This is a genomic window from Streptomyces sp. So13.3, from assembly GCF_005860785.2.
GTDB lineage: Bacteria > Actinomycetota > Actinomycetes > Streptomycetales > Streptomycetaceae > Actinacidiphila > Actinacidiphila fildesensis.
Genome location: NZ_CP048835.1, coordinates 2,603,753 through 2,624,866, shown reverse-complemented (window position 1 = coordinate 2,624,866; position 21,114 = coordinate 2,603,753). Strand labels below are relative to the sequence as shown.

General features: G+C 71.4%; 19 protein-coding genes and 1 pseudogene. 10 read left to right on the top strand and 10 right to left on the bottom strand.

Translation table 11 applies throughout. From position 1 onward, the window contains the following. Positions 1–51 precede the first annotated feature (51 nt). From C8250_RS11945 to C8250_RS11910, 8 genes are all read left to right on the top strand, one after another. Positions 52–255, top strand: a complete 204-nt coding sequence (locus C8250_RS11945; protein ID WP_138354824.1) for a hypothetical protein — start codon at positions 52–54, stop codon at positions 253–255. Positions 256–534: 279 nt separating this feature from the next. After that, positions 535–816, top strand: coding sequence for a Sec-independent protein translocase subunit TatA (gene tatA, locus C8250_RS11940; RefSeq protein ID WP_138354825.1), 282 nt, complete (start codon positions 535–537; stop codon positions 814–816). Positions 817–877: 61 nt separating this feature from the next. Beyond that, entirely contained in the window at positions 878–1,804 is a 927-nt protein-coding gene (gene tatC, locus C8250_RS11935) for a twin-arginine translocase subunit TatC (protein WP_138354826.1), read from the top strand. Positions 1,805–1,882: 78 nt separating this feature from the next. After that, complete coding sequence (locus tag C8250_RS11930; RefSeq protein ID WP_138354827.1) at positions 1,883–2,770, top strand: diacylglycerol kinase; 888 nt, start codon at positions 1,883–1,885, stop codon at positions 2,768–2,770. A gap of 105 nt (positions 2,771–2,875) precedes the next feature. Then, the gene (locus C8250_RS11925; RefSeq protein ID WP_138354828.1) at positions 2,876–5,692 is read left to right on the top strand and encodes a DEAD/DEAH box helicase; all 2,817 of its coding nucleotides are present in this window, start codon (positions 2,876–2,878) and stop codon (positions 5,690–5,692) included. 177 nt (positions 5,693–5,869) lie between these two features. After that, positions 5,870–6,556 (top strand): PadR family transcriptional regulator, encoded by a 687-nt coding sequence (locus tag C8250_RS11920; protein WP_138354829.1) that lies wholly within the window; start codon positions 5,870–5,872, stop codon positions 6,554–6,556. Positions 6,557–6,753: 197 nt separating this feature from the next. Next, on the top strand, positions 6,754–7,773 hold the full coding sequence (locus C8250_RS11915; protein WP_138354830.1) for an ATP-binding cassette domain-containing protein: 1,020 nt from the start codon (positions 6,754–6,756) through the stop codon (positions 7,771–7,773). After that, complete coding sequence (locus tag C8250_RS11910; RefSeq protein ID WP_138354831.1) at positions 7,770–8,549, top strand: ABC transporter permease; 780 nt, start codon at positions 7,770–7,772, stop codon at positions 8,547–8,549. Before C8250_RS11915 ends, C8250_RS11910 begins: the two co-directional genes overlap by 4 nt. Positions 8,550–8,652: 103 nt before the next feature. On the opposite strand, the gene C8250_RS11905 is transcribed toward C8250_RS11910, so the two are convergent. The 10 genes from C8250_RS11905 to C8250_RS11860 all read right to left on the bottom strand — a co-directional run bounded on the left by C8250_RS11905 (position 8,653) and on the right by C8250_RS11860 (position 18,168). Then, positions 8,653–9,504, bottom strand: a complete 852-nt coding sequence (locus C8250_RS11905) for a siderophore-interacting protein (protein ID WP_138354832.1) — start codon at positions 9,502–9,504, stop codon at positions 8,653–8,655. A 188-nt stretch (positions 9,505–9,692) separates the two neighbouring features. Then, the gene (gene pgeF, locus C8250_RS11900; RefSeq protein WP_138354833.1) at positions 9,693–10,409 is read right to left on the bottom strand and encodes a peptidoglycan editing factor PgeF; all 717 of its coding nucleotides are present in this window, start codon (positions 10,407–10,409) and stop codon (positions 9,693–9,695) included. 100 nt (positions 10,410–10,509) lie between these two features. Further along, positions 10,510–11,595, bottom strand: coding sequence for an alpha/beta hydrolase (locus C8250_RS11895; RefSeq protein WP_198358955.1), 1,086 nt, complete (start codon positions 11,593–11,595; stop codon positions 10,510–10,512). Between the two features lie 171 nt (positions 11,596–11,766). Further along, positions 11,767–12,999: a cytochrome P450 gene (locus C8250_RS11890; protein ID WP_138354834.1), complete on the bottom strand. Its 1,233-nt coding sequence runs from the start codon at positions 12,997–12,999 to the stop codon at positions 11,767–11,769. After that, entirely contained in the window at positions 12,996–14,240 is a 1,245-nt protein-coding gene (locus tag C8250_RS11885) for a cytochrome P450 (protein WP_187144813.1), read from the bottom strand. The genes C8250_RS11890 and C8250_RS11885 overlap by 4 nt, the downstream gene beginning before the upstream one ends. After that, a complete protein-coding gene (locus C8250_RS11880; protein WP_138354835.1) occupies positions 14,237–14,851 on the bottom strand; it encodes an ATP/GTP-binding protein in 615 nt (204 codons plus the stop codon). Before C8250_RS11880 ends, C8250_RS11885 begins: the two co-directional genes overlap by 4 nt. Beyond that, the gene (locus tag C8250_RS11875) at positions 14,826–15,182 is read right to left on the bottom strand and encodes a DUF742 domain-containing protein (protein ID WP_138354836.1); all 357 of its coding nucleotides are present in this window, start codon (positions 15,180–15,182) and stop codon (positions 14,826–14,828) included. Before C8250_RS11875 ends, C8250_RS11880 begins: the two co-directional genes overlap by 26 nt. Next, positions 15,179–15,601 (bottom strand): roadblock/LC7 domain-containing protein, encoded by a 423-nt coding sequence (locus tag C8250_RS11870; RefSeq protein ID WP_138354837.1) that lies wholly within the window; start codon positions 15,599–15,601, stop codon positions 15,179–15,181. The genes C8250_RS11875 and C8250_RS11870 overlap by 4 nt, the downstream gene beginning before the upstream one ends. Then, complete coding sequence (locus C8250_RS11865; protein WP_138354838.1) at positions 15,598–17,013, bottom strand: ATP-binding protein; 1,416 nt, start codon at positions 17,011–17,013, stop codon at positions 15,598–15,600. Before C8250_RS11865 ends, C8250_RS11870 begins: the two co-directional genes overlap by 4 nt. Positions 17,014–17,220: 207 nt before the next feature. Next, positions 17,221–18,168, bottom strand: coding sequence for a 5'-3' exonuclease (locus C8250_RS11860; protein WP_138354839.1), 948 nt, complete (start codon positions 18,166–18,168; stop codon positions 17,221–17,223). A 212-nt stretch (positions 18,169–18,380) separates the two neighbouring features. Here C8250_RS11860 and C8250_RS11855 point away from each other — a divergent pair. Next, positions 18,381–19,196 (top strand): annotated as a pseudogene (locus tag C8250_RS11855) (glycine betaine/L-proline ABC transporter ATP-binding protein); the annotation flags it as partial. A gap of 61 nt (positions 19,197–19,257) precedes the next feature. Next, positions 19,258–21,081, top strand: a complete 1,824-nt coding sequence (locus C8250_RS11850) for an ABC transporter permease/substrate binding protein (protein ID WP_138354841.1) — start codon at positions 19,258–19,260, stop codon at positions 21,079–21,081. The last annotated feature ends 33 nt before the right edge of the window (positions 21,082–21,114 follow it).

Below are 21,114 nucleotides of genomic sequence, written 5' to 3'. Positions count from 1 at the left end.
CCGGTGCCCCGAGGACATCCGGGCGCCGGCCGAGCCGATAGGGTCGGTGCCATGTGGTGGCTCTACCTGTACGTCGGCCTCTCGACCGCCGGCATCCTCGTGCTCGGCGCACTCGCCGTCCGGCTCTTCGCCGAGGTCCAGCGGCTGGCCCGGCAGGTGGCCAGGAGCACCGACGACCTCTCCCGCGCCGCCGACCGGCTGAGCCGGGCCGCGGAGCCGCTCGCGGAGCGCGCGGGGGACATCTCCCGGCAGTGACGCGCCACCCGCCGGCCCCTGGACCTGGCGTGATCCCGGGTTCGCGGACCGGGACCGCTCCGGTGTTACACAACGGCTCTCGTTCCCGGCCGTCCCGGAGGGTACGCTGCGTAACGTGGCCCCATGAATGAGCGGCAGGGGTCGCACCTGGTGGTTGCCGACGGGTTGCCGGTCGTTTACCACCGCAGGCTACGATCACAGCCAGTACGGCGGTACGGACACACGTCCGGGTCGCCGAAGACATGGACCCACGCCGCCTCGGTGAGAAGGTAGACACTTATGCTCGGCAATCTCAAGCCCCTCGAGATCGTCCTCATCCTTCTCGTCATCATCTTGCTGTTCGGCGCCAAGAAGCTTCCCGACATGGCCCGGTCGCTCGGCAAGTCGGCCCGCATCCTCAAGAGCGAGGCCAAGGCGATGAAGAAGGACGACGAGGCTCCGGTGGCCGACACCCACACCGCAGAGTCCACGCCCGCCGCGCCGAAGACGATCCAGGCCGCGCCCGGCGATGTGACCAGCGCCCGCCCGGTGACGGAGCCGAACCACACCACCCAGGGCTGACCTCAGCCCGTACCGGTTCGCAACAAGCCGCTGACGGCTGCCGCACGAGACGAGGACGTGGGTGCTCAAGTCTGCCCGCAAGCAGGAGAAGGATCCCGAAGGGCGCATGCCGCTCGCGGATCACCTGCGTGAGTTGCGCAACCGGCTGCTGAAGTCGGTACTGGCGATTATCGTCGTCACGATCGTCGCGTCGTTCTTCTACCGCGACATCATCCAATTCTTCATGCACCCGGTGCTGAAGTCCGTGGGCTGCGTCAACGGCCAGATCAAGGGCGCCGACGGCCAGCCGTGCGCGGAGATGACGGTGAACGGGCTGACCGGCCCGTTCGCGATCGCCATGAAGGTCTCCCTGATGGCCGGCCTGGTGGCCACGACGCCGATCTGGCTGTACCAGCTCTGGGCGTTCCTCGCGCCGGGACTGCACACCAAGGAGAAGCGCTACGCGATCTCCTTCGTCGCCGCGGGCGTGCCGCTCTTCCTCGGCGGCGGCTATCTCGCCTACGTGATCCTGCCGCAGACCGCGCAGATCATGATCGACCTGACGGTCGACGACGCGCGCAACCTGTTCCCGCTCGACGACTACCTCGACCTCGTCGTGCGCATGATCATCGTCTTCGGCTGCGCCTTCGAACTGCCGCTGCTGCTGGTGCTGCTGAACTTCACCGGAGTGCTCACCGCCAAGCGCATGCTCGGCTGGTGGCGGGTGATGGTCCTCGGCATCACGATCTTCGCCGCGGTGGCCACGCCCACCGGCGACCCGTTCTCGATGTCGCTGCTCGCCGCTCCCATCGTGTTCCTGTACTTCGGGGCCGTGGGGATCGCGTTCTTCAACGACCTCCGCAAGCGCCGCCGCCGCGAGGCCGATCCGGACTTCTCGCTCGACGACGACGAGGCGTCCAGCCTCGACCACATTCCCGAGCAGGTCGGCGCCGCACCGGCCCCGGCCGCGTCGGAGCGTCCCACCGACGACTTCGACGACGCCACCTGATCCCGACCGTCGCACCTCGACCGTCGTCGCTCGCCGCTCGACCTCGACGCGGGTGATCACGCGCGGTAGGGTCCGCGCGTGACCAGCGACATCACGCTCTTCGTCAATCCCACCGCGGGGCGCGGCCGGGGCGCGCAGGCCGCGCAGCCGGCCGCCCACGCGCTGCGGGAGGCCGGGTTCACTGTCCGCACCGTCGTCGGCCAGGACGCCGCCGACGCCCTCGTACGGGCTCGCGAGGCGGTCGCCGCGGGGACCGGCGCACTGGTGGCCGTCGGCGGCGACGGGATGGTCTCACTGGCGCTGCAGGCGGTGGCGGGCACCGACACCCCACTGGGCGTGATCGCGGTGGGTACCGGCAACGACTTCGCCCGCGCCACCGGGCTGCCGGTCCGCGACCCCGCGGCCGCCGGCCGCGCGGTGGCCGACGCGCTCAAGGACGGGCGCACCCGGGCCGTCGACCTGGGCAGGGTGGGGGACCGCTGGTTCGGGACCGTACTGGCCTCCGGCTTCGACTCGCGGGTCAACGACCGCGGCAACCGGATGCGCTGGCCCACCGGGCGCTTCCGCTACGACGTCGCGATGCTCGCCGAACTCGCCGCCCTGCGCCCGATCCCGTACCGGATCCAGCTCGACGACGGCCCGGAACGGGAGATCGAGGCGACCCTGATCGCGGTCGGCAACGGGTCGTCGTACGGCGGCGGTATGCGGATCTGTACCGACGCGGCCCTCGACGACGGGCTGTTCGACATCACCGTCGTCGGGCCGTGCAGCCGCACCACGCTCCTGACGGTCTTCCCCCGGGTGTACCGGGGGACGCATCCCAGCCATCCGAAGGTCACCGTGCACCGGGCGGCGCGGGTGCGGCTCGCCGCGGACGGGGTGACGGGATACGCGGACGGTGAGCGGATGGGGCCGCTGCCGATGACCGCCGTGACGGTGCCGGGGGCCCTGCGGCTACTGGTCTGATGTTCGACCGCGCTGGTCCGCCGCCCGTCCGCCGCGGGTCCGGGCGTCGATACGAATAAAAGATCACGCGGTGTGTCGGTGGGGGCCGGTACGCTCGGTGGCAAGATGACCGATGAGATGTCCCCCGCCGAGCGCTACGCCGCAGACCGGCGTCGCGCGGCCGATCAGGCCACTGCCCTCGCGCCGTTCCGCGCGCTGTACGACTTCGACCTGGATCCGTTCCAGATCGCGGCATGTCAGGCTCTGGAGGCCGGAAGCGGAGTGCTGGTCGCCGCGCCGACCGGCTCCGGAAAGACCATTGTCGGCGAGTTCGCCGTCCACCTCGCCCTCACCGAGGGCCGCAAGTGCTTCTACACCACCCCGATCAAGGCCCTGTCGAACCAGAAGTTCAGCGACCTCGTCCAGCGGTACGGCGCGGACAAGGTCGGTCTGCTGACCGGTGACAACAGTGTCAACGGCGACGCACCGGTGGTCGTGATGACCACCGAGGTGCTGCGCAACATGCTCTACGCCGGATCCTCGGCGCTCGACGGCCTCGGCTATGTCGTGATGGACGAGGTCCACTACCTCTCCGACCGGTTCCGCGGTGCCGTCTGGGAAGAGGTGATCATCCACCTCCCGCAGTCCGTGACGCTGGTGTCGCTGTCGGCGACCGTCTCCAACGCCGAGGAGTTCGGCGACTGGCTCGACACGGTGCGCGGCAGCACCGAGGTGATCGTCTCGGAGCACCGCCCGGTGCCGCTGTGGCAGCACGTGCTGGCCGGCCGCCGGATGTACGACCTCTTCGAGGAGAAGGAGGGCGCCGCCGAGGCCGCCCGCCGTGAGGTCAACCCGGACCTCGTACGCCTCGCCCGGATGGAGAACCAGCGGACCGTCCACCCCCGTGACCGGCACAAGCGCGGTTACGAGGCGGACCGGGAGCGGGAGCGCCGGTCGAGCGGCAAGGTCTGGACGCCCAGCCGCGCCGATGTGATCGACCGGCTCGACTCCGAGGGGCTGCTGCCGGCCATCACCTTCATCTTCAGCCGGGCCGGCTGCGAGGCGGCCGTCCAGCAGTGCCTGTACGCCGGGCTGCGGCTGAACAGCGACGAGAACCGGGAGCGGGTCCGGGCCATCGTCCAGGAGCGCACCAAGGCGATCCCGGACGAGGACCTGCACGTCCTGAAGTACTTCGAGTGGCTGGAGGGCCTGGAGCGCGGCGTCGCCGCGCACCACGCCGGCATGTTGCCGACCTTCAAGGAGGTCGTCGAGGAGCTGTTCCTCAAGGGCCTGGTCAAGGCGGTCTTCGCCACCGAGACCCTGGCCCTGGGCATCAACATGCCGGCCCGCTCCGTGGTGCTCGAGAAGCTCGTGAAGTGGAACGGCGAGACGCACGCCGACATCACCCCCGGCGAGTACACCCAGCTGACCGGCAGGGCCGGCCGCCGCGGTATCGACGTCGAGGGCCATGCCGTCGTGCTGTGGCAGCGCGGCTTCGACCCGGGCGCGGTCGCGGGGCTGGCCGGCACCCGGACGTATCCGCTGCGCTCGTCCTTCAAGCCGTCGTACAACATGGCGGTCAACCTGGTCGGCCAGTTCGGGCGGCACCGCTCACGGGAGCTGCTGGAGACCTCCTTCGCGCAGTTCCAGGCCGACCGGTCGGTCGTCGGGATCTCCAAGCAGGTGCAGCGCAACGAGGAGGGGCTCGACGGCTACAAGGAGTCGATGACCTGCCACCTCGGCAACTTCGACGACTACATGCGGCTGCGCCGCCAGTTGAAGGAGCGCGAGGCCGAACTGTCGCGGCAGGGCGCCACGCAGCGGCGGGCCGCCGCGTCGGACGCGCTGGAGAAGCTCAAGCCGGGCGACATCATCCATGTCCCGGCGGGCAAGTACGCCGGGCTCGCGCTGGTGCTCGAACCCGGTGTCCCGGCCGGCCGCAGCCCCGGCCACCGGCGGCACGAGGACCATCAGGACGGCCCGCGTCCGCTGGTGCTCACCGCCGAACGGCAGGTCAAGCGGCTGGCGCAGATCGACTTCCCGGTGCCGGTCGAAGCCGTCGACCGGATGCGGATCCCGAAGTCGTTCAACCCGCGCAGCCCGCAGTCCCGCCGCGACCTGGCCTCCGCGATGCGGACCAAGGCAGGGCACTACGAGCCGGAGCGGCACCGCAAGTCGCGGGCCGCGGCGGCCGACGACACCGAGATCGCCCGGATGTGCACCGAGATCCGCGCGCACCCCTGCCACGGGTGCGACGAGCGCGAGGACCACGCCCGCTGGGCGGAGCGCTATCACCGGCTGGCGCGCGACACCAAGCAGTTGGAGCGGCGCATCGAGGGCCGCACCAACACCATCGCGCGCACCTTCGACCGGATCTGCGGGCTGCTCACCGAGCTCGGCTATCTGCAGGGCGAGCAGGTCACCGCCGACGGCAAGCGGCTCGCCCGGCTCTACGGCGAGCTGGACCTGCTGGCCAGTGAGTGCCTGCGCGAGGGCGTCTGGGACGGCCTCGGCCCGGCCGAACTGGCGGCGTGCGTCTCGGCGCTGGTCTTCGAGGCCCGCCAGTCCGACGACGCGCTGGCGCCCAAGCTCCCGACCGGCAACGCCAAGGAGGCGCTCGCCGAGATGGTCAGGATCTGGGGCCGGCTCGACGCGCTGGAGGAGGACCACCGGATCCACCAGACCGAGGGCGTCGGCCAGCGCGAGCCGGACCTCGGCTTCGCCTGGCCGGTCTACCGCTGGGCGTCGGGCCACGGCCTGGACGCGGTCCTCGGTGACGCCGAGATGCCGGCCGGTGACTTCGTCCGCTGGTGCAAGCAGGTCATCGACGTACTCGGCCAGATCTCCGACGCGGCCCCCACCGACAGCCCGGTCCGCAAGAACGCCCGCAAGGCCGTCGACGCCCTGCGCCGCGGAGTAGTGGCGTACTCCTCAGTGGGCTGAGCCCACGCCGTACCCGACACCCCGTCCGCCGGATCCACCGGTGGGCGGGGTTTTTGGTGTGTCGTGACAGAGCCCCGAGGCTCTGCGAGCCCTGCGCCAAACTCGCGATGTATCGCGCTTGTCGCACTCGCGTACACGCGATATGCTCGGCCACGGATATCCGGAAGCGAGGTGAGGATGATGGCGAAGCGGCGGAAGCTGTCCAATCCGTTGGCGCTGGCGGTGATGGCCACGCTGGGGGAGCGGCCGATGCATCCGTACGAGATTGCGCAGGTGCTTCGGCAGCGGGGGAAGGAGCAGAGCATCAAGATCAATTACGGCTCGCTCTACACCGTCGTCCAGAACCTCGAGAAGCACGGATTCGTCGAGATCGCCGGTACGCAGCGGCAGGGTAACCGTCCCGAGCGGACCCTGTACGGCCTGACCACGTCCGGGCGGGTGGAGATGCACGACTGGCTCGCCGATCTGGTGGCCGTGCCGGTGCGGGAGTATCCGGCCTATGAGGCGGCGCTCTCGCTGATTCTGATGCTGCCGCCGGACGAGGCGGTCGGGCTGCTCGGGGAGCGGGTCGCCAAGCTGGAGATCCAGGTGGCGGCGATCCGCGGGGTGCTCGGCAAGCTGGACGGGGACCTGCCCCGGATGTTCCTCATCGAGACCGAGTACCAGGTCCACATGGTCGAGGCGGAGATCGCCTGGACCCGTGGCTTCCTCGCCGAGCTGGCCGCGGGAACGGTCTCCGGCGTCGCCGAGTGGCGGTCCTGGCAGCAGAGCGGCGAGATCCCCGGCGAATGGGCGGAGATCGAGAAGCGGGTCGCGGACTCCGGGATCGGCGAACAGTTCAGGGAGCACATGAAGGAGCTCTGACCTCGGGAGTACCACCCCCGGAAACAACAACTCCGGCGCCCGCTGCGGGAACAGCGGACACCGGAGGCGTAACCCATCGGCCGGACAACCGCGCGAAGCAGGTGCCAGGCGATCCAGGTGCGGCACACCCAGGATAGCCCGGCTCCTTCCCGCGATCGGTTCGGCAGACACCGAACACCGATATGCGGAGGCACCTCATGACGACCACCCGCGCGCCCGCTGTGGCGGCGCTCAATCTGATCAAGACGTATCCCGGCGGCATCAAGGCCTTGGACGGCATGGACATCACCGTCGGAGCGGGCACGGTCTTCGGACTGCTGGGCCCCAACGGCGCCGGCAAGTCGACCACCGTCAAGATCCTCACCACGCTCGCCCGTCCGGATTCCGGGACCGCGATCGTCGCGGGCCATGACGCGCTGCGCCATCCGGACCGGGTCCGCCGGGCCATCGGCGTGGTCGCGCAGAAGTCCGGCGCCGACCCGGTCGCCACCGGCCGGGAGAACCTGCTTCTGCAGGGGCGGCTCTACGGGCTCAGGGGCGCCGCGCTGACCCGGCGGGCCGATGAGCTGCTGGACCGTTTCGATCTCACCGATGCCGGCAAGCGGCTGGTCAAGACGTACTCCGGCGGTATGCAGCGCCGGCTGGACGTGGCCATCGGGCTGGTCCACCGGCCCGAGGTGCTGTTCCTCGACGAGCCCACCACCGGTCTCGACCCCGAGGCGCGCACCGCCATGTGGGAGGAGATCTCCCGGCTGGCCGGTGACGAGGGCCTGACGATCCTGCTGACCACCCACTACCTCGAAGAGGCCGACCGGCTCGCCGAGCGCGTCGCGATCGTCGACCGCGGCCGGGTCGTCGCCGAGGGCACCCCCGACGAGTTGAAGGGCGAACTGCACGGCGACGCCGTCCAGGTCGTGCTGCGGGAGGACACCGGTCCGCTCGACGCCCGGCTGCTGGAGACGGCGCTGTCGGAGTTCGCGGGCGTCCGGGAGGCGGTCGTCGACGGCCGTCATCTGCGGGCCCGCGCCGACGACGGTCCCTCCGCGGTGCCGCATGTGCTCGCCGTCCTCGAACGCGAGGGCGCGGCCGTCGCCTCGGTGACCGTGGCCCGGCCCTCTCTCGACGATGTCTATCTGCGGTACGCCGGCCGCCGCTTCGCGGACGCCGACACCGGTGACGGCGCTCCCGTCCCGGCCACCGCTGGAGGTGCCCGATGAGTACGGCGACCCTGAACCACACCTGGTACATGACGCAGCGTCAACTGACCGCGATCCTGCGGCAGCCGGCGTTCCTGGTGATCACCCTGGTGCAGCCGGTGATCTGGCTGTTCCTCTTCGGCTCGCTGTTCCGCAAGGTCGTCGAGCTGGGCGGCTTCGGCACCACGTCCTACCTGGACTACCTGGTGCCGGGCGTGGTGGTGATGAGCGCCCTGTCCTCCAGCATGTGGGCGGGCATGGGCACCCTTGAGGAGATCGAACGCGGCACGCTGGACCGCTTCCTCGTCACCCCGGTCAGCCGGGCGGCGCTGATGAACGCCAACGTGGTGCAGCAGGGCATCAGCACCGCGCTGCAGTCCGTGGTGATCGTGCTGCTGGGCAAGCTGGGCGGCGCCGACTACCCGGGCGGCGTCACCGGACTGGTGATCCTGGTCATCGCGTCGATCCTGCTCGGCACGGTGTTCGGCGCGTTCTCCAACGCGCTCGGCATGCTGGTGCGGCAGCGCGAGAGCATCATCGGCATCAACACCTTCCTGCTGCTGCCGCTGACGTTCCTGTCCTCGGCCTTCATGGCCGTGACGCTGATGCCGTCGTGGATGCGGCACATCGCCGACTTCAACCCGGTCAACTGGGCGCTGGTGGCGGGCCGTTCGGCGATGGCCGCCGACCCCGACTGGGGCTCGGTGCTCAGCCGCGGCGGCGCGCTGCTGGCGCTGGCGGTGGCCGCGGTGTGGCTGTCCACCCGCACCTTCCGCGAGTACCAGAAGTCGGTCTGAGGACGGTACGGAAACGGCGGCCGGGCCCGGAACATCCGGGCCCGGCCGCCGTGTGCGCTCAGCGCGCCGCCGTGTGGTGCGCCCGCCGTCAGCAACGCCGCTGTCAGGAAGTGGCCGGAACGGCTTCCTGCTCCTGCTCGACCTGCTGGTTCCACTCGCGCTTCGAGGCCTGCCAGCCGTCCTCGTCGGCGCCGCGCCGCCAGTAGCCGGAGATGGAGAGCTGCCCGCGCTCCAGGCCGCGGTCGATCCGCAGGTGGCGCCGCAGTTCCTTCACGAACGTCGCCTCGCCGTGCACAAAGGCCTGTGCGGTGCCCTGCGGGAACTCCAGGGCCTGCACCGCCTCCACGAGCGCGGCGCCGATCGGCCGGTCGCCGCGGTGCAGCCAGACGATGTCCGCCTTCCCCGACGGGATGATCTCCTGCTCCTCCTCGGGGCCCGCCACCTCGATGAACGCCTTCGCGAGCGCTCCCTCGGGCAGCCGCTCCAGGGACGCCGCGATGGCCGGCAGGGCGCTCTCGTCACCCGCGAGCAGATGCCAGTCGGCGTCCTCGCCGGGTGAGTACGCGCCGCCGGGGCCGCCGAACAGCACTTCCTCGCCGGGCTGCACCCGGGCCGCCCACGGGCCGGCGATGCCCTCGTCGCCGTGGTGCACGAAGTCGACGGTCAGTTCCACCGCCTGCGGGTCCCAGGCGCGCACGGTGTAGGTGCGGGTGCGCGGCCACTGGTCGCGGGGGAAGTCCCGGCGGACCGTTTCCAGGTCCATGGGCTCGGGGTACGCGACCCCGTCCACCGGGAACTGCAGCTTGATGTAGTGATCGGTGTGCTCGCCCGCACCGAAGTCCGCGAGCTGCTCGCCACCGAGCACCACACGGATCATGTGCGGGGTGATGCGTTCGGTGCGCAGTACGCGCGCCCGGTTGAGCTTCGGGGTCCTGCGCGCCGGACGGTCCGCCATGGACTCTTCCCACCCTCTCGTTCACCTGGGTAACTCGGACACAACTTAGGTAAGCCTAACTGATTGGTCCATATCCTGGGCGGCGCATATCGGAATGATCACTAGGCCGGTGAACTCCCGCCACCGGAGCGCCGGTTCCCTTTGATGATCCACATGAGTACCGACACGGTCACCGCCATCGCCGACGACTACCGCGTCAGCCAGACGTAGGCGGCGAACCGCCCGGTGGTCTGCTCCCGCCGGTACGAGAACAGTTCCTTCGACTCGATGGTGCAGCGCGGGTCGTGCCGGACCTCGGCCACGCCGGCGCGGGTCAACTGCCCGGCGATGCCCGCCCGTACGTCCAGTCCGGCGGTGCCCTGGGTGGTGGTCGCCCACGCCTCGGGGAGCGTGGCGCAGATCTCCTCGCGCATGGCGTCGGGCACCTCGTAGCACGCGCCGCAGGCGGTCGGCCCGATGAAGGCGACCATCCGGGCCGGGTCGGCGCCCTTGGCGACCATGGCGTCGACGGTGGCGGGCACGACGCCGGCCACCGTTCCCACCCGTCCTGAGTGCGCGGCGCCGACGACCCGGGCCACCGGGTCGGCCAGCAGCACCGAGGCGCAGTCGGCCGCCAGCGCGGCCAGCGCGAGGCCGACCTCGGAGGTCACGACGGCGTCGAGCGGCGGCGCGTCCGGGCCGAAGGGCGCGGTCACATCGGCCACCGTCGCACTGTGCACCTGGCGCATGTGGACGACCCGTGAGGTGTCGAGACCCAGCTCGAACGCGGTCAGCTGCCGGTTGCGGCGGACGGCGGCCGGGTCGTCGCCGGTGGCCCCGCCGAGGTTCCTGCTGTCGTACGGGGCCCTGCTCACCCCGCCGTGCCGGTCGGTGACGGCGTACCGCACTCGCGGTGCCAGTTCCATGCGCGGTCTCCCTCGGTCGGCCTGTGCCAGCAGCGTACGGCCCCGGCCGGTACCGGCCGGAGCGGCGGCCCGCCCCGGAGGGCCCGCGCCGGTTGCCGGATCACCCGGCGGTACGGCCGGCGAGCGCTTCCACCGCGGCGGCGACCGCGTCCGGGCTGGAGATCATCGTCAGATGGCGGGCGCCGGGGATCAGTGTCGGGGCGGGGGCTCCGATGCGTGCGGCGGTCTCGGCCGGCGTCCGCCGGCTGAACACGTCGTCCTGCGCGCCGAACACGGCAGCCTTGGGCACATCCACCTGGCGCAGCCCCGCCAGCCGGTCGGCGGACATGCCGGGTACGCCCTCGCCCAGCATGCTCCACAGGGCGCCCTCGGCGCCCGCCACCCGCAGCGGCCGCCGCCACTGGTCGAGACCCGCGCCGTCCAGCCGCGGGCAGCCGGGCCCGCACTGGGAGTCGTACACCTTGCGGATCAGCCGGTCGGAGCCGAGCCCGAGCCGCAGCAGGGTGGTGCGGTACGGATCGATCAGCACGTAACGCAGCGCGGGCGGCGGGCCGGCGCCCGTGTCGAGGGCGTCGCCGTCGAGGAGCATCACCCCGCCGATCCGCCCGGGCGCGCGCAGCGCGGCCTCGGCGACCATCGCCGCGCCGCTGGAGTGGCCGACCAGGATCGGGCGCTCACCGGGACCGCCCAGCCGCATGGCGTCGAGGAAACCCAGCAACTGCCGGGTGAAGTGGTCGACGGTGTACGGGCCGCTCCGCTCGCTGTACCCCGAGCCGGTCAGGTCCAGGGCGTACACCCGGTGGTTCCGGGCGAGCAGCGGGGCCAGCCGCGACCAGGTGTCGGCCGACTCGAAGGCCCCGTGCACGAGGACGACGGGCGAGCCCGTCCCGCCCCACGCCTGGTAGCGGGTGTGGACACCGGCCGCCTCGACGTACGTCAGCCCCGGTGGCGGCGCGGCCCGGTCGGAGGTGAACACGTTGTACACGAACGACGCGGCGGTCACCGTGACCAGCAGCGCCGCACAGACCAGCGCGGTACGCCGGGCCCACCACCGCAGCCGGGAGCGCCGCGGGGCCGGGGCGGGACCGGACGGCGCCTCCGCGGGCACCTCCGCCGGCGCATCGGCGGCGGGCGCCTGCGGGACGGTGTCCGCGGCGGACTCTTCGTTCGTTCGTGCGTGTTCCAAGGCGGCTGTCCCGGTCGTCGATGGCCCGTCGGGGGCGGACCGCCCCCACGGACACTCTCGCCCCCGGCCGCTCTCCGCCGCGTCCGGCGCGAGGAGGGGCCGGCGCTACTTCGTCCGCGGCAGCCGGTCCGCGGCGCGTACTCCCGGGGGAGCAGCGCCGCGGCCCAGGCCCTATCCGTGCAGCCGGACCGGGATCTCCTGCCAGCCGTAGGCGATGAACGACGGGACCTGCCGCAACTCATCCGCCTTGACCGCGAGTTGGAGGTCCGGGAAGCGCTCGAAGAGCGCGGGGAGCGCGGTGAGGGCCTCCATCCGGGCCAGCGGGGCGCCGATGCAGCGGTGGACGCCGATGCCGAAGGCGAGGTGGTCGTCCGACTTCCGGGCGGCGTCGAACTCGGCGGCGCCCGGCCCGTAGTGCTCCGGGTCCTGGCCCGCGGCGGCGAACGTGGTGACGATGGCGTCGCCCGCCGGGATCGTCACGCCCTCGATGGTGATGTCGGAGACGGCGAACCGCAGCGGGAGCGACGCGATGGACGGCGCGACGCGCAGCACCTCGTCGATGACGCCGTCCCAGCCGATCTCGCCGGCGCGGACCGCCGCGAGCTGCTCGGGGTGCTGCAGCAGCGCGACCACGGCGTTGCCGATGAGGTTGACGGTGGTCTCGAAGCCGGCGCCGATGACGAGGAGCAGGGTGTAGAGCAGCTCCTCGTCGCTGAGCCGGTCGCCCTCCTCGTCACGGACCTTGATGAGCTCCGTGGTCATGTCGTCGCCGGGGTGCTCGCTCTTGTGGCCGATGAGCGCGGGCAGCACGGTGCCGATCTGGTGCTGGACGGACGCGGCGTGCTCCGGGCTGGGATCGGAGGTGTCCATGATGGCGGCGATCAGCCGGCCGGTGTCCTCGCGCAGCTCGTCCGGGACACCGAACAGCTCGCAGATCAGCTGCATCGGCAGCGGGTGCGCGTAGCCGGCCCGTACGTCGACCGGCTCGCCCGACGCGCCCGAGGCGTCGAGCCGGTCGAGGAGCTCGGTGGTGATCTGCTCCACCCGGGCGCGCATCGCCTCGGTGCGCCGGGCGGTGAAGCTGGGGGCGACGAGCTTGCGCAGCCGGGTGTGGTCCGGGCCGTACGTCGACAGCATGTTGACCACCCCGACCCAGCCCATGATCCAGCCCCAGGCCGGGTGTTCGCCGATCTCCGGGAACAGCGACCAGTGCTTGCGCGGGTCCTTGCTGACCCGTGGGTCCAGGATCAGCGCCTTGAGGGTGTCGTAGCCGGTGGGCGCCCAGGCGGGGATGCCGCCCGGCAGCTCGACGGCCACCACTGGGCCGAGAGCACGCAGCCGGGCGCTCTCGGCGGGGATGTCGGCGCCGAACGGGTCGATGGCCACACGGGGGGACACGGTCATGCTCGGTCTCCAGGCTGGTCGGGGATACGCGGGGTGAAGCGGACGGGAAGCGCCTTCAGGGAGCGGTGGAACGGTCCCGGGCGCCAGCTGAGGTCCTCGCGCGGGGTGGTCGCCGTCAGGTCGGGCAGCCACTGGGTGAGCCGCTCGATGGACTCGGTGGCGATCAGCAGGGCCTGCTGCTTCACGGGGCAGGCGTGCTCGCCCGCCGACCACGACAGATGCGAGGCGTCGCGGGGGTGGTGGGCCCCGGCGAACTCCTGCTCGGAGAAGAGCGCGAGGGCGCCGTAGGAGACGACGACGGGGACGGCCGCCTGCACCCAGACACCGTGGAAGCTCAGCGACTCGCGGGCGTAGAGGATGCCGTAGTTCGCCAGCGGTGTCTCGTACCGCAGCACCTCGACGACCGCTTCCATGACCGGGCGCGAACCGCTGGTCAGCGTCGAGTAGTAGGCGGGGTTGCCGAGGATGCGGGACAGCGCGTTGGAGACGAGGTTCGCGCTGGGTTCATGGCCCGCGCCCAGGGTCAGGAAGACCTGCCAGACGACCTCTTCCGGGGTCAGCTCCAGCGGGTGGTCCAGCAGCCAGCTCGTCAGGTCCTCGCCGCGCTGCGCGCTCTTGGCGCCGACGAGCCCCATGACGTAACTGCCGTACTCGGCCTCGCCCTCGGCGGAGTCGGCGCCGCCCTCCATCATCTTGCCCAGCGCCGCTTCGAGCCGGCCGCTCTCGCTGTCCGGCAGGCCGAACAGGTTGTTGAAGATCAGCGACATCAGCGGGCGGGCGAAGTCGGCGACGAGGTCGGCGCTGCCCGCCGGGCCGAACCGGTTCACCAGGACGTCCACCGCGTGGTGCACCCGCTCACGCAGGTCGTGCGGCTCCACGAGGTCGAAGGCGTCGACCAGGGTGCGGCGGTAGCGGATGTGGGCGTCGCCGTCGGAGAACAGGGTGTTGGGGCGCCAGCGCATCATGCCGAGGATCGGCGAGTCCTCGGCGACCGTGGCCTCCCACGGCCGGGGGTCGTGCGACCAGGTCTCGGGGTCGTGCAGCACCTCGAGGGCGGCTCGCCGGTCGGTGACGACGTACGCGGGGATGCCGGGCGCGAGCTCGGCCCAGCCGATCGGGCCCTGGGCCTTCAACGTCGCGTAGTAGGCGTGCGGGTCGGCGGCGAAGCCGTCCTCCCACAGGCGCACCGGCGCGGACAGCGAGAAGGTCTCGGCGGGGGCGGGATAGGGAGAGGGGTTCACCAGGTCTCCGGACGGTCGCGGGCTATCAGGTGCTGGACGAGGGCGAGCAGCGAGTCGATGGAGGAGTTGGCGTCCCGGGCGTCGCAGCTCACCATCGGCGTGCCGGGATCCAGGTCCAGGGAACGGCGGAGCTGGTCCTCGGTGTACGGCCGCGAGTCGGGGAACGTGTTGAGCGCCACGGCGTACGGCAGCCCCGTCTCCTCCACCAGGCCGAGCACGTCGAAGGAGTCGTCGATACGGCGGGTGTCGACCAGCACCAGCGCGCCGAGCGCCCCGTAGGCGATGTCCGCCCACAGGGAACGGAAGCGCTCCTGGCCGGGAGTGCCGAACAGGTAGAGCACGACGCCGCCCGCCAGGCTGATCCGCCCGAAGTCGATGGCGACCGTGGTGGTGGTCTTGTCCCGCACCCCGGCCAGGTCGTCGACCTGGACCGACGCCTCGGACATGTGCTCCTCGGTGTGCAGCGGACGGATCTCCGAAACCGAGTCGATCAGCGTGGTCTTGCCCACCCCGAACGGGCCCGCCACCAGGATCTTCACCAGATCGCGGGCGCTGTCCGGCAGGTGCAGGCCACCGGTGCCGGTGCTACTGCTTGAGGGCGCGGAGGCCATCGGCCACTCTCTTCAACAGGTCGGGGTCGTGCAGGGCGGCCAGGGGTACCGGCGGGCGGGCGCTCACCAGCCCCAGGTCGATCAGATCGGCGGCGAGGACGCGTACGGCGGAGACCGGCAGCTCCAGCAGGGCCGCGGTCTCCACCACGGTCAGCGAGCCGCCGTCCAGCGCCTTGAGCAGCGCGTGCCGGGCGGCGGGGAGCCCGTCGGGGACGTGCTCCCCGCCGGTCAGCACCGAGAGGCGCTCCAGGCTGTTGCGGCTCGGCCGCGCCACCCCGCCGGTGGACAGATACGCGGGGACCAGGGGGCGGCCGCTCCGGCGGCCCGTCATACCGGAGAGCCGCCATCGGCTCCCCGGGGCGCGGCGGCCATCGCCTTCTCACCGAGCCGTGCCACCTGCGAGTGCACCCGGTGGGCGAGCAGGTCCAGCCGGACCTCCGGGTCGCCGAAGGCGGCCACGACCGAGCCGTGCCTGGTGGGCGCGACCAGGATGTAGCCGTGGTCGGACTCGATGACGATCTGGCGGATCTGTGCGTCGTCCTGGTCCGCGAAGGCCGCGGCGGCCGCCCGGCACGCGCCCTGCACCGTGCTGGTGATCGCGGCGGTGCGCTCCGCGGTGGCCTGCGACAGTGCCGCGGAGAACCCGGAGACCAGCCCGTCCCTGGTGAGCAGGACGGCCGCCCGGACGTGCGGGATCTCCAGAATCGGGTCGAGCACCCACGCCGTGTCACCGGCTTCTCGGCTGGTCATCGCGGGTCGTTCCCTTCGGTTTCGAGTGCGGATCGGGCCGCGGCGGTCCCGGACTGCAGGGCGCCGAGCGCGGCGGCCGCCTCCTCGGGGGTCCGCTCCCGCACCCGCGGTGCGGCCGGCTCGGCCGCCGCCTGGGCGGGCACGGCGTCGGCGCGGGCCCTGCGGCGGCGCTGCGGCAGGGCGTCGCCGTCCGGCGCGGGTTCATGGGTGATGACGGCGGAGTCGCGCGCGGCGACGGGGGCCGCCGGCTGCGCCGTGGTGTGCGCGGCCGTGTGCGTCCGCGTGTGCGGCACGGGCCGCGCCTCCGCCGGCGCCTCCGGGCGGGTGGAGCGCGGAGTGCTGGCGGCGGGCGGCCGTTCGACCGGGTCGATCCGGCTGAGCAGGTGGTTCTTGACGAGCAGCACCGCGCGGACGCCGCCGTAGGGCGACGGCGACGACAGGTCGACGGACAGGTCGAACTTCCGGGTCAGCTGGCCGATCGCGGCCAGCCCCATCCGGGGCGGGTCGCCCAGCTCGGACAGCAGGATCGGGTCACGTCCCGCCACCATCCGCTGCGCGTAGGCCCGTTCGTCCGTGGCCATGCCGACCCCGGCGTCGTCGATCGTGACCGAGACGCCGTGGTGGGCGCGTTCGAGGTTCACCGTGACCTCGGTGTCCGGAGCGGAGTGCCGCAGCGCGTTGTCGAGGAGTTCGGCGACGATGATCGCGACGGGTTCCACGGCGTGCGAGACGAGCGCCATGCCCGGCTCCAGGTGGTTGTGGATCCGCACCCGGTGGTAGCCGACGAGCCGGGACTGGCCACCGGTCACCGCCTCCACCAGATGGGACTCCTCACGGGCCAGCCCCACCCAGGCACCGCACACCACGGCGGTGACCTGCGCGCGCCGCAGCGACTGCTCGTTCTCGTGGTCGAGGGCGAACAGCGTCTGCGACAACTCCGGGTCGTCGTAGCGCTGTTGCATGCCGCGCAGGACGTCCTGCAGCCGGTACAGCCCGGCCTGGATGTCCCGGGTGGCGCCGCGCATGCCCGCGCGGGCGGCCGCGTCGACCCGTTTGCGCTCCTGCGCCATGGCGGTCAGCAGCCCGTCCAGGACACTGTCCAGGCCCGCGCCAAGACCGGTGCCGGCGAGCTCCGGGTGGAGCGGCCCCGGCACCTGGATGTGCGGGTGGGCGGCGCGGGTGGCCTCGGCCGGCATGCGCTGGTTCGCCAAGTGGACGATCTCGGCGGTGAACGCGTCTGCGGAACGGCCGATTTCCTGCCGCGCGCCGTCCAGATGGGTGCGCAGGGCGGCGATCTCCTCGCCCTGCCGGGCCCGGTGACGGCGCGAGCGCAACAGCCCGCCCCCCAGGACGAACGCCAACACGGTCCCGGCGGCCAGGCCGCCGGCGGCCAGGTCCGGTATTTCGATCATCGAATGGACCTCAGGGAGATCAGGGAGCGGGGGGAACGGGGCACCATCCGCCCCGAAAGCGGATCCGCACAGTACACACCGCGACCGACTGATCCCGCACTGTTTTGAGGGAAGATCCTTTCGAATTTGGCCATTCGCGGGTCAGTTCTGTCCGAAGTGTCGGACTGCGCCTCGGCATTGTGAACGGCGCTCCTTTCGGAACGCGCCCTAGTGCGCCTCGTCCAACGCGTCCAGCAGGCGCATCAGGGAACTGCCCAGACCCCACTGGGCGGCGAGGGCTTCGAGGACCTCGGGGTCGGCGGGCTCGGTGGGCAGGGCCGGGTTGAACGCGGGGAGCGGGACGTCGGGGGCGACCGTGACGACCTTGGGGGCGACGTCCAGGTAGTCCGAGGCCTCCAGGATGCCCCGGCGCTTGGCGGGGGTGAGCTTGGAGACCGGGTCCGCGGCGGCACGCCGGACCCCGGCCAGGTCGCCGTGCTCGTTGATGAGCTGCGCGGCGGTCTTCTCGCCGATGCCCTTCACCCCCGGCAGGCCGTCGCTGGCGTCGCCGCGCAGCGCCGCGAAGTCGGCGTACTGGTCGGCACGGACGCCGTAGCGTTCGAGGATGACGTCCTCGGTGATGAAGTCGCAGTCGCCGACACCCTTGCGGGGGTAGAGCACGCGCACGCCGCGGGCGTCGTCGACCAGCTGGAACAGGTCGCGGTCACCGGTGACGATGTCGACCGCCCACAGGGCCTGGCCGGCGAGCGTCCCGATGACGTCGTCCGCCTCGTAACCGGCGACGCCGACGCGGGCGATGCCGATGGCGTCGAGGACGGCCTCGATGACGGGGACCTGCGGGGAGAGCGTGTCGGGGATCTCCTCGGTGTCCGGTCCCGACGCACCCTCGGGCGCCTCCTCGGCGACGCGGTGCGCCTTGTAGGAGGGGATGAGGTCGACCCGCCACTGCGGCCGCCAGTCGGCGTCCATGCAGGCGACGATCTCGTCCGGGCTGTGGTCGGTGACCAGCCGGGTGATGAAGTCCAGCAGCCCGCGCACCGCGTTGACGGGGGTGCCGTCGGGTGCCTTCACCGACTCCGGGACGCCGAAATAGGCGCGGAAGTACAGGCTCGCGGTGTCGAGCAGGAGCAGCTTGTTCGGGCGCGCGTCAGTCACGCGGCCAGCATGGCACGCCCGCGCGGGGTGATTCCGGCGCCGCCGCGCCGGGCCGCACGGCGCCCGCGGTGCTCTTGCGCCGAATGTGACGAGATATGACCTGAGTCACCGTTGCGTTTGGTTTGCATAAGGGGGGGCAGCCGCCGGACTTGAAGTGAGCGACCCACAAGCGGGGGCTGTGCGTCGCTCTTCCTGCGAGCCGCGAGGTATATGTGTCAAGGCTGCAAGTTGAGCATCTGTACAAGGTCTTCGGGCGACAGCCCGAAGAAGCGGTCCGCCGGCTCGAAGCGGGCGCGGACCGCGACGAGCTGCGCGAGGACGGTGTCACACCAGCCGTCATCGATGCCTCCTTCGAGGTGAGCGAGGGCGAGGTCTTCGTCGTCATGGGCCTGTCCGGATCGGGCAAGTCCACCCTCCTGCGCACGCTCAACGGACTGCTTCCACCCACTGCCGGACGCGTACTGTTCGACGGCCAGGACCTCACCGCGCTGAACGACACCGAGCTGCGCCGCGTGCGCTCGCACAGCATCAGCATGGTCTTCCAGCACTTCGCGCTCTTCCCGCACCGCAGCGTGCTGGAGAACGCGGCCTACGGCCTCGAGGTGCAGGGCGTCGCCCGTGCCGAGCGTGAGCGCCGGGCCGGCGAGGCACTGGAGATGACCGGGCTCGGCGGCTGGGAGAAGTCCTGGCCCGACCAGCTGTCCGGCGGTATGCAGCAGCGGGTGGGCCTGGCCCGCGCGCTCGCCACCGAAGCCCCCGTCCTGCTGATGGACGAGGCGTTCAGCGCGCTGGACCCGCTGATCCGCCGCGAGATGCAGCAGCAGCTGGTGGACCTGCAGAAGACCCTGCACAAGACCATCGTCTTCATCACGCACGACCCCCACGAGGCGGTGCGCCTCGGGAACCGGATCGCGGTGATGCGCGACGGCCGGATCGTCCAGAACGGCACCGTCGAGGAACTCCTGCTGCAGCCCGCCGACGACTACGTCGCCTCCTTCATGGAGGACGTGGACCGCGGCCGGGCGCTGGCAGGCGTCAGCGCGGGCTCCGCCGGCACCCCGGGCAGCACCCTCGGAAAGGAGTCGGCCGATGCCTAGGCTGCAACTCGGCGACTGGATCGACAGCGCCGTCACCTATCTGCGTGACCACTTCGCCTGGCTCTTCGACATCATCACCAACGTCGTGTCCGGTATGTACGACGGCCTGGACGCCGTGCTCGGCGCGCCGGCACCGCTGCTGCTCGCGGGGATCCTCGCGGTCGTCGCCCTGTGGCTGCGCGGGCCCACCGCGGCCGTGCTCACCTTCGCCGGCTTCGCGCTCATCGACTCGATCCAGCAGTGGGACCAGGCGATGGCGACCCTGTCGCTGGTGCTGGTCGCCACGGTGATCACCATCGTGCTCGCGATACCGCTCGGCATCTGGGCGGCCCGTAACCGCACCGTCAGCGCGGTGCTGCGGCCGGTACTGGACTTCATGCAGACGATGCCCGCCTTCGTCTACCTGATCCCGGGCATCTTCTTCTTCGGCGTCGGCCAGGTGCCCGGCGTCATCTCCTGCATCGTCTTCGCGATCCCGCCGGGCGTCCGGATGACCGAACTGGGCATCCGGCAGGTCGACGGCGATCTCATCGAGGCCGCCGAGGCGTTCGGCACCACCTCGCGCAACACCCTGCTGCGGGTGCAGCTGCCGCTCGCGCTGCCGACCATCATGGCCGGCATCAACCAGGTCATCATGCTGGGCCTGTCCATGGTCGTGACCGCGGGCATGGTCGGCGGCGGAGGTCTGGGCGCATCGGTCTTCACCGCGATCAGCCAGGTCAACATCGGGCTGGGCTTCGAGGGCGGCATCTCCGTCGTCATCCTGGCCATGTACCTGGACCGGATGACCTCCTCGCTCGGCACCCGGGTCTCACCGCTCGGCCGCCGCGCCACCGCGGCCCTGACGTCCGTCCGCGGTGCCAGCATCTGGAACTACCGGCCGCAGACCGGCATCGCGGTCGTCGGTGTGGTCGTCCTCGCCCTCGTGGCGGGCGGCATGAACATCTTCGGCGGCTCGGCCGACACGAACACCGCCGCCGCGGGCAAGAACGTCGGCGACGGCCGCTCGGTGAACATCGGCTACATCCCCTGGGACGAGGGCATCGCGTCCAGCTTCCTGTGGAAGGAAGCGCTGGAGGAGCGCGGCTACCAGCCCAAGCTCTCGCAGTACGACGTCGGTGCGCTCTACACCGGGCTGTCCGCCGGGAAGCTGGACTTCCAGACCGACGCCTGGCTGCCGACCACCCACCAGTCGTACTGGGACAAGTACAAGGACAGCCTGGACGACCTGGGCTCCTGGTACGGCCCGACCTCCCTCGAACTCTCCGTCCCCTCCTACGTCAAGGGCGTCGACTCGCTGGCCGACCTCAAGGGGCAGGGCGGCAAGTTCAAGGGCCGGATCATCGGCATCGAGCCGGGCGCCGGCATGATGAAGGCGCTCAACGACAAGGTCCTCAAGCAGTACGGCCTGGAGGGCGAGTACCAGGTCACCACCGGCAGCACCGCGAGCATGCTGGCCCAGCTCGACCGGTCGCTGAAGGCCAAGGAGCCCGTCGTCGTCACCCTGTGGTCCCCGCACTGGGCCTACAGCAAGTACGACCTGAAGAAGCTCAAGGACCCGATGGGCGCCTGGGGCGCCGGTGACGGCCTGCACACCCTGACCCACAAGGGGTTCGCGGCCAAGGAGCCGCAGGTCGCCCAGTGGCTCAAGGACTTCAAGCTCACCGAGCCGCAACTCAGCAGTCTGGAGGCGGCCATCCAGGACGCCGGACAGAACCATGAGCAGGACGGCGTGCGCGCCTGGCTCAAGAAGAACCCCGGCCTGATCGACAAGATCGCGCCGGTGAAGAAGCCGGCGGCGGCCGCCAAGGGCTGACCGGCTGCCCGGCCGCGCGACCTGACGGTGCGC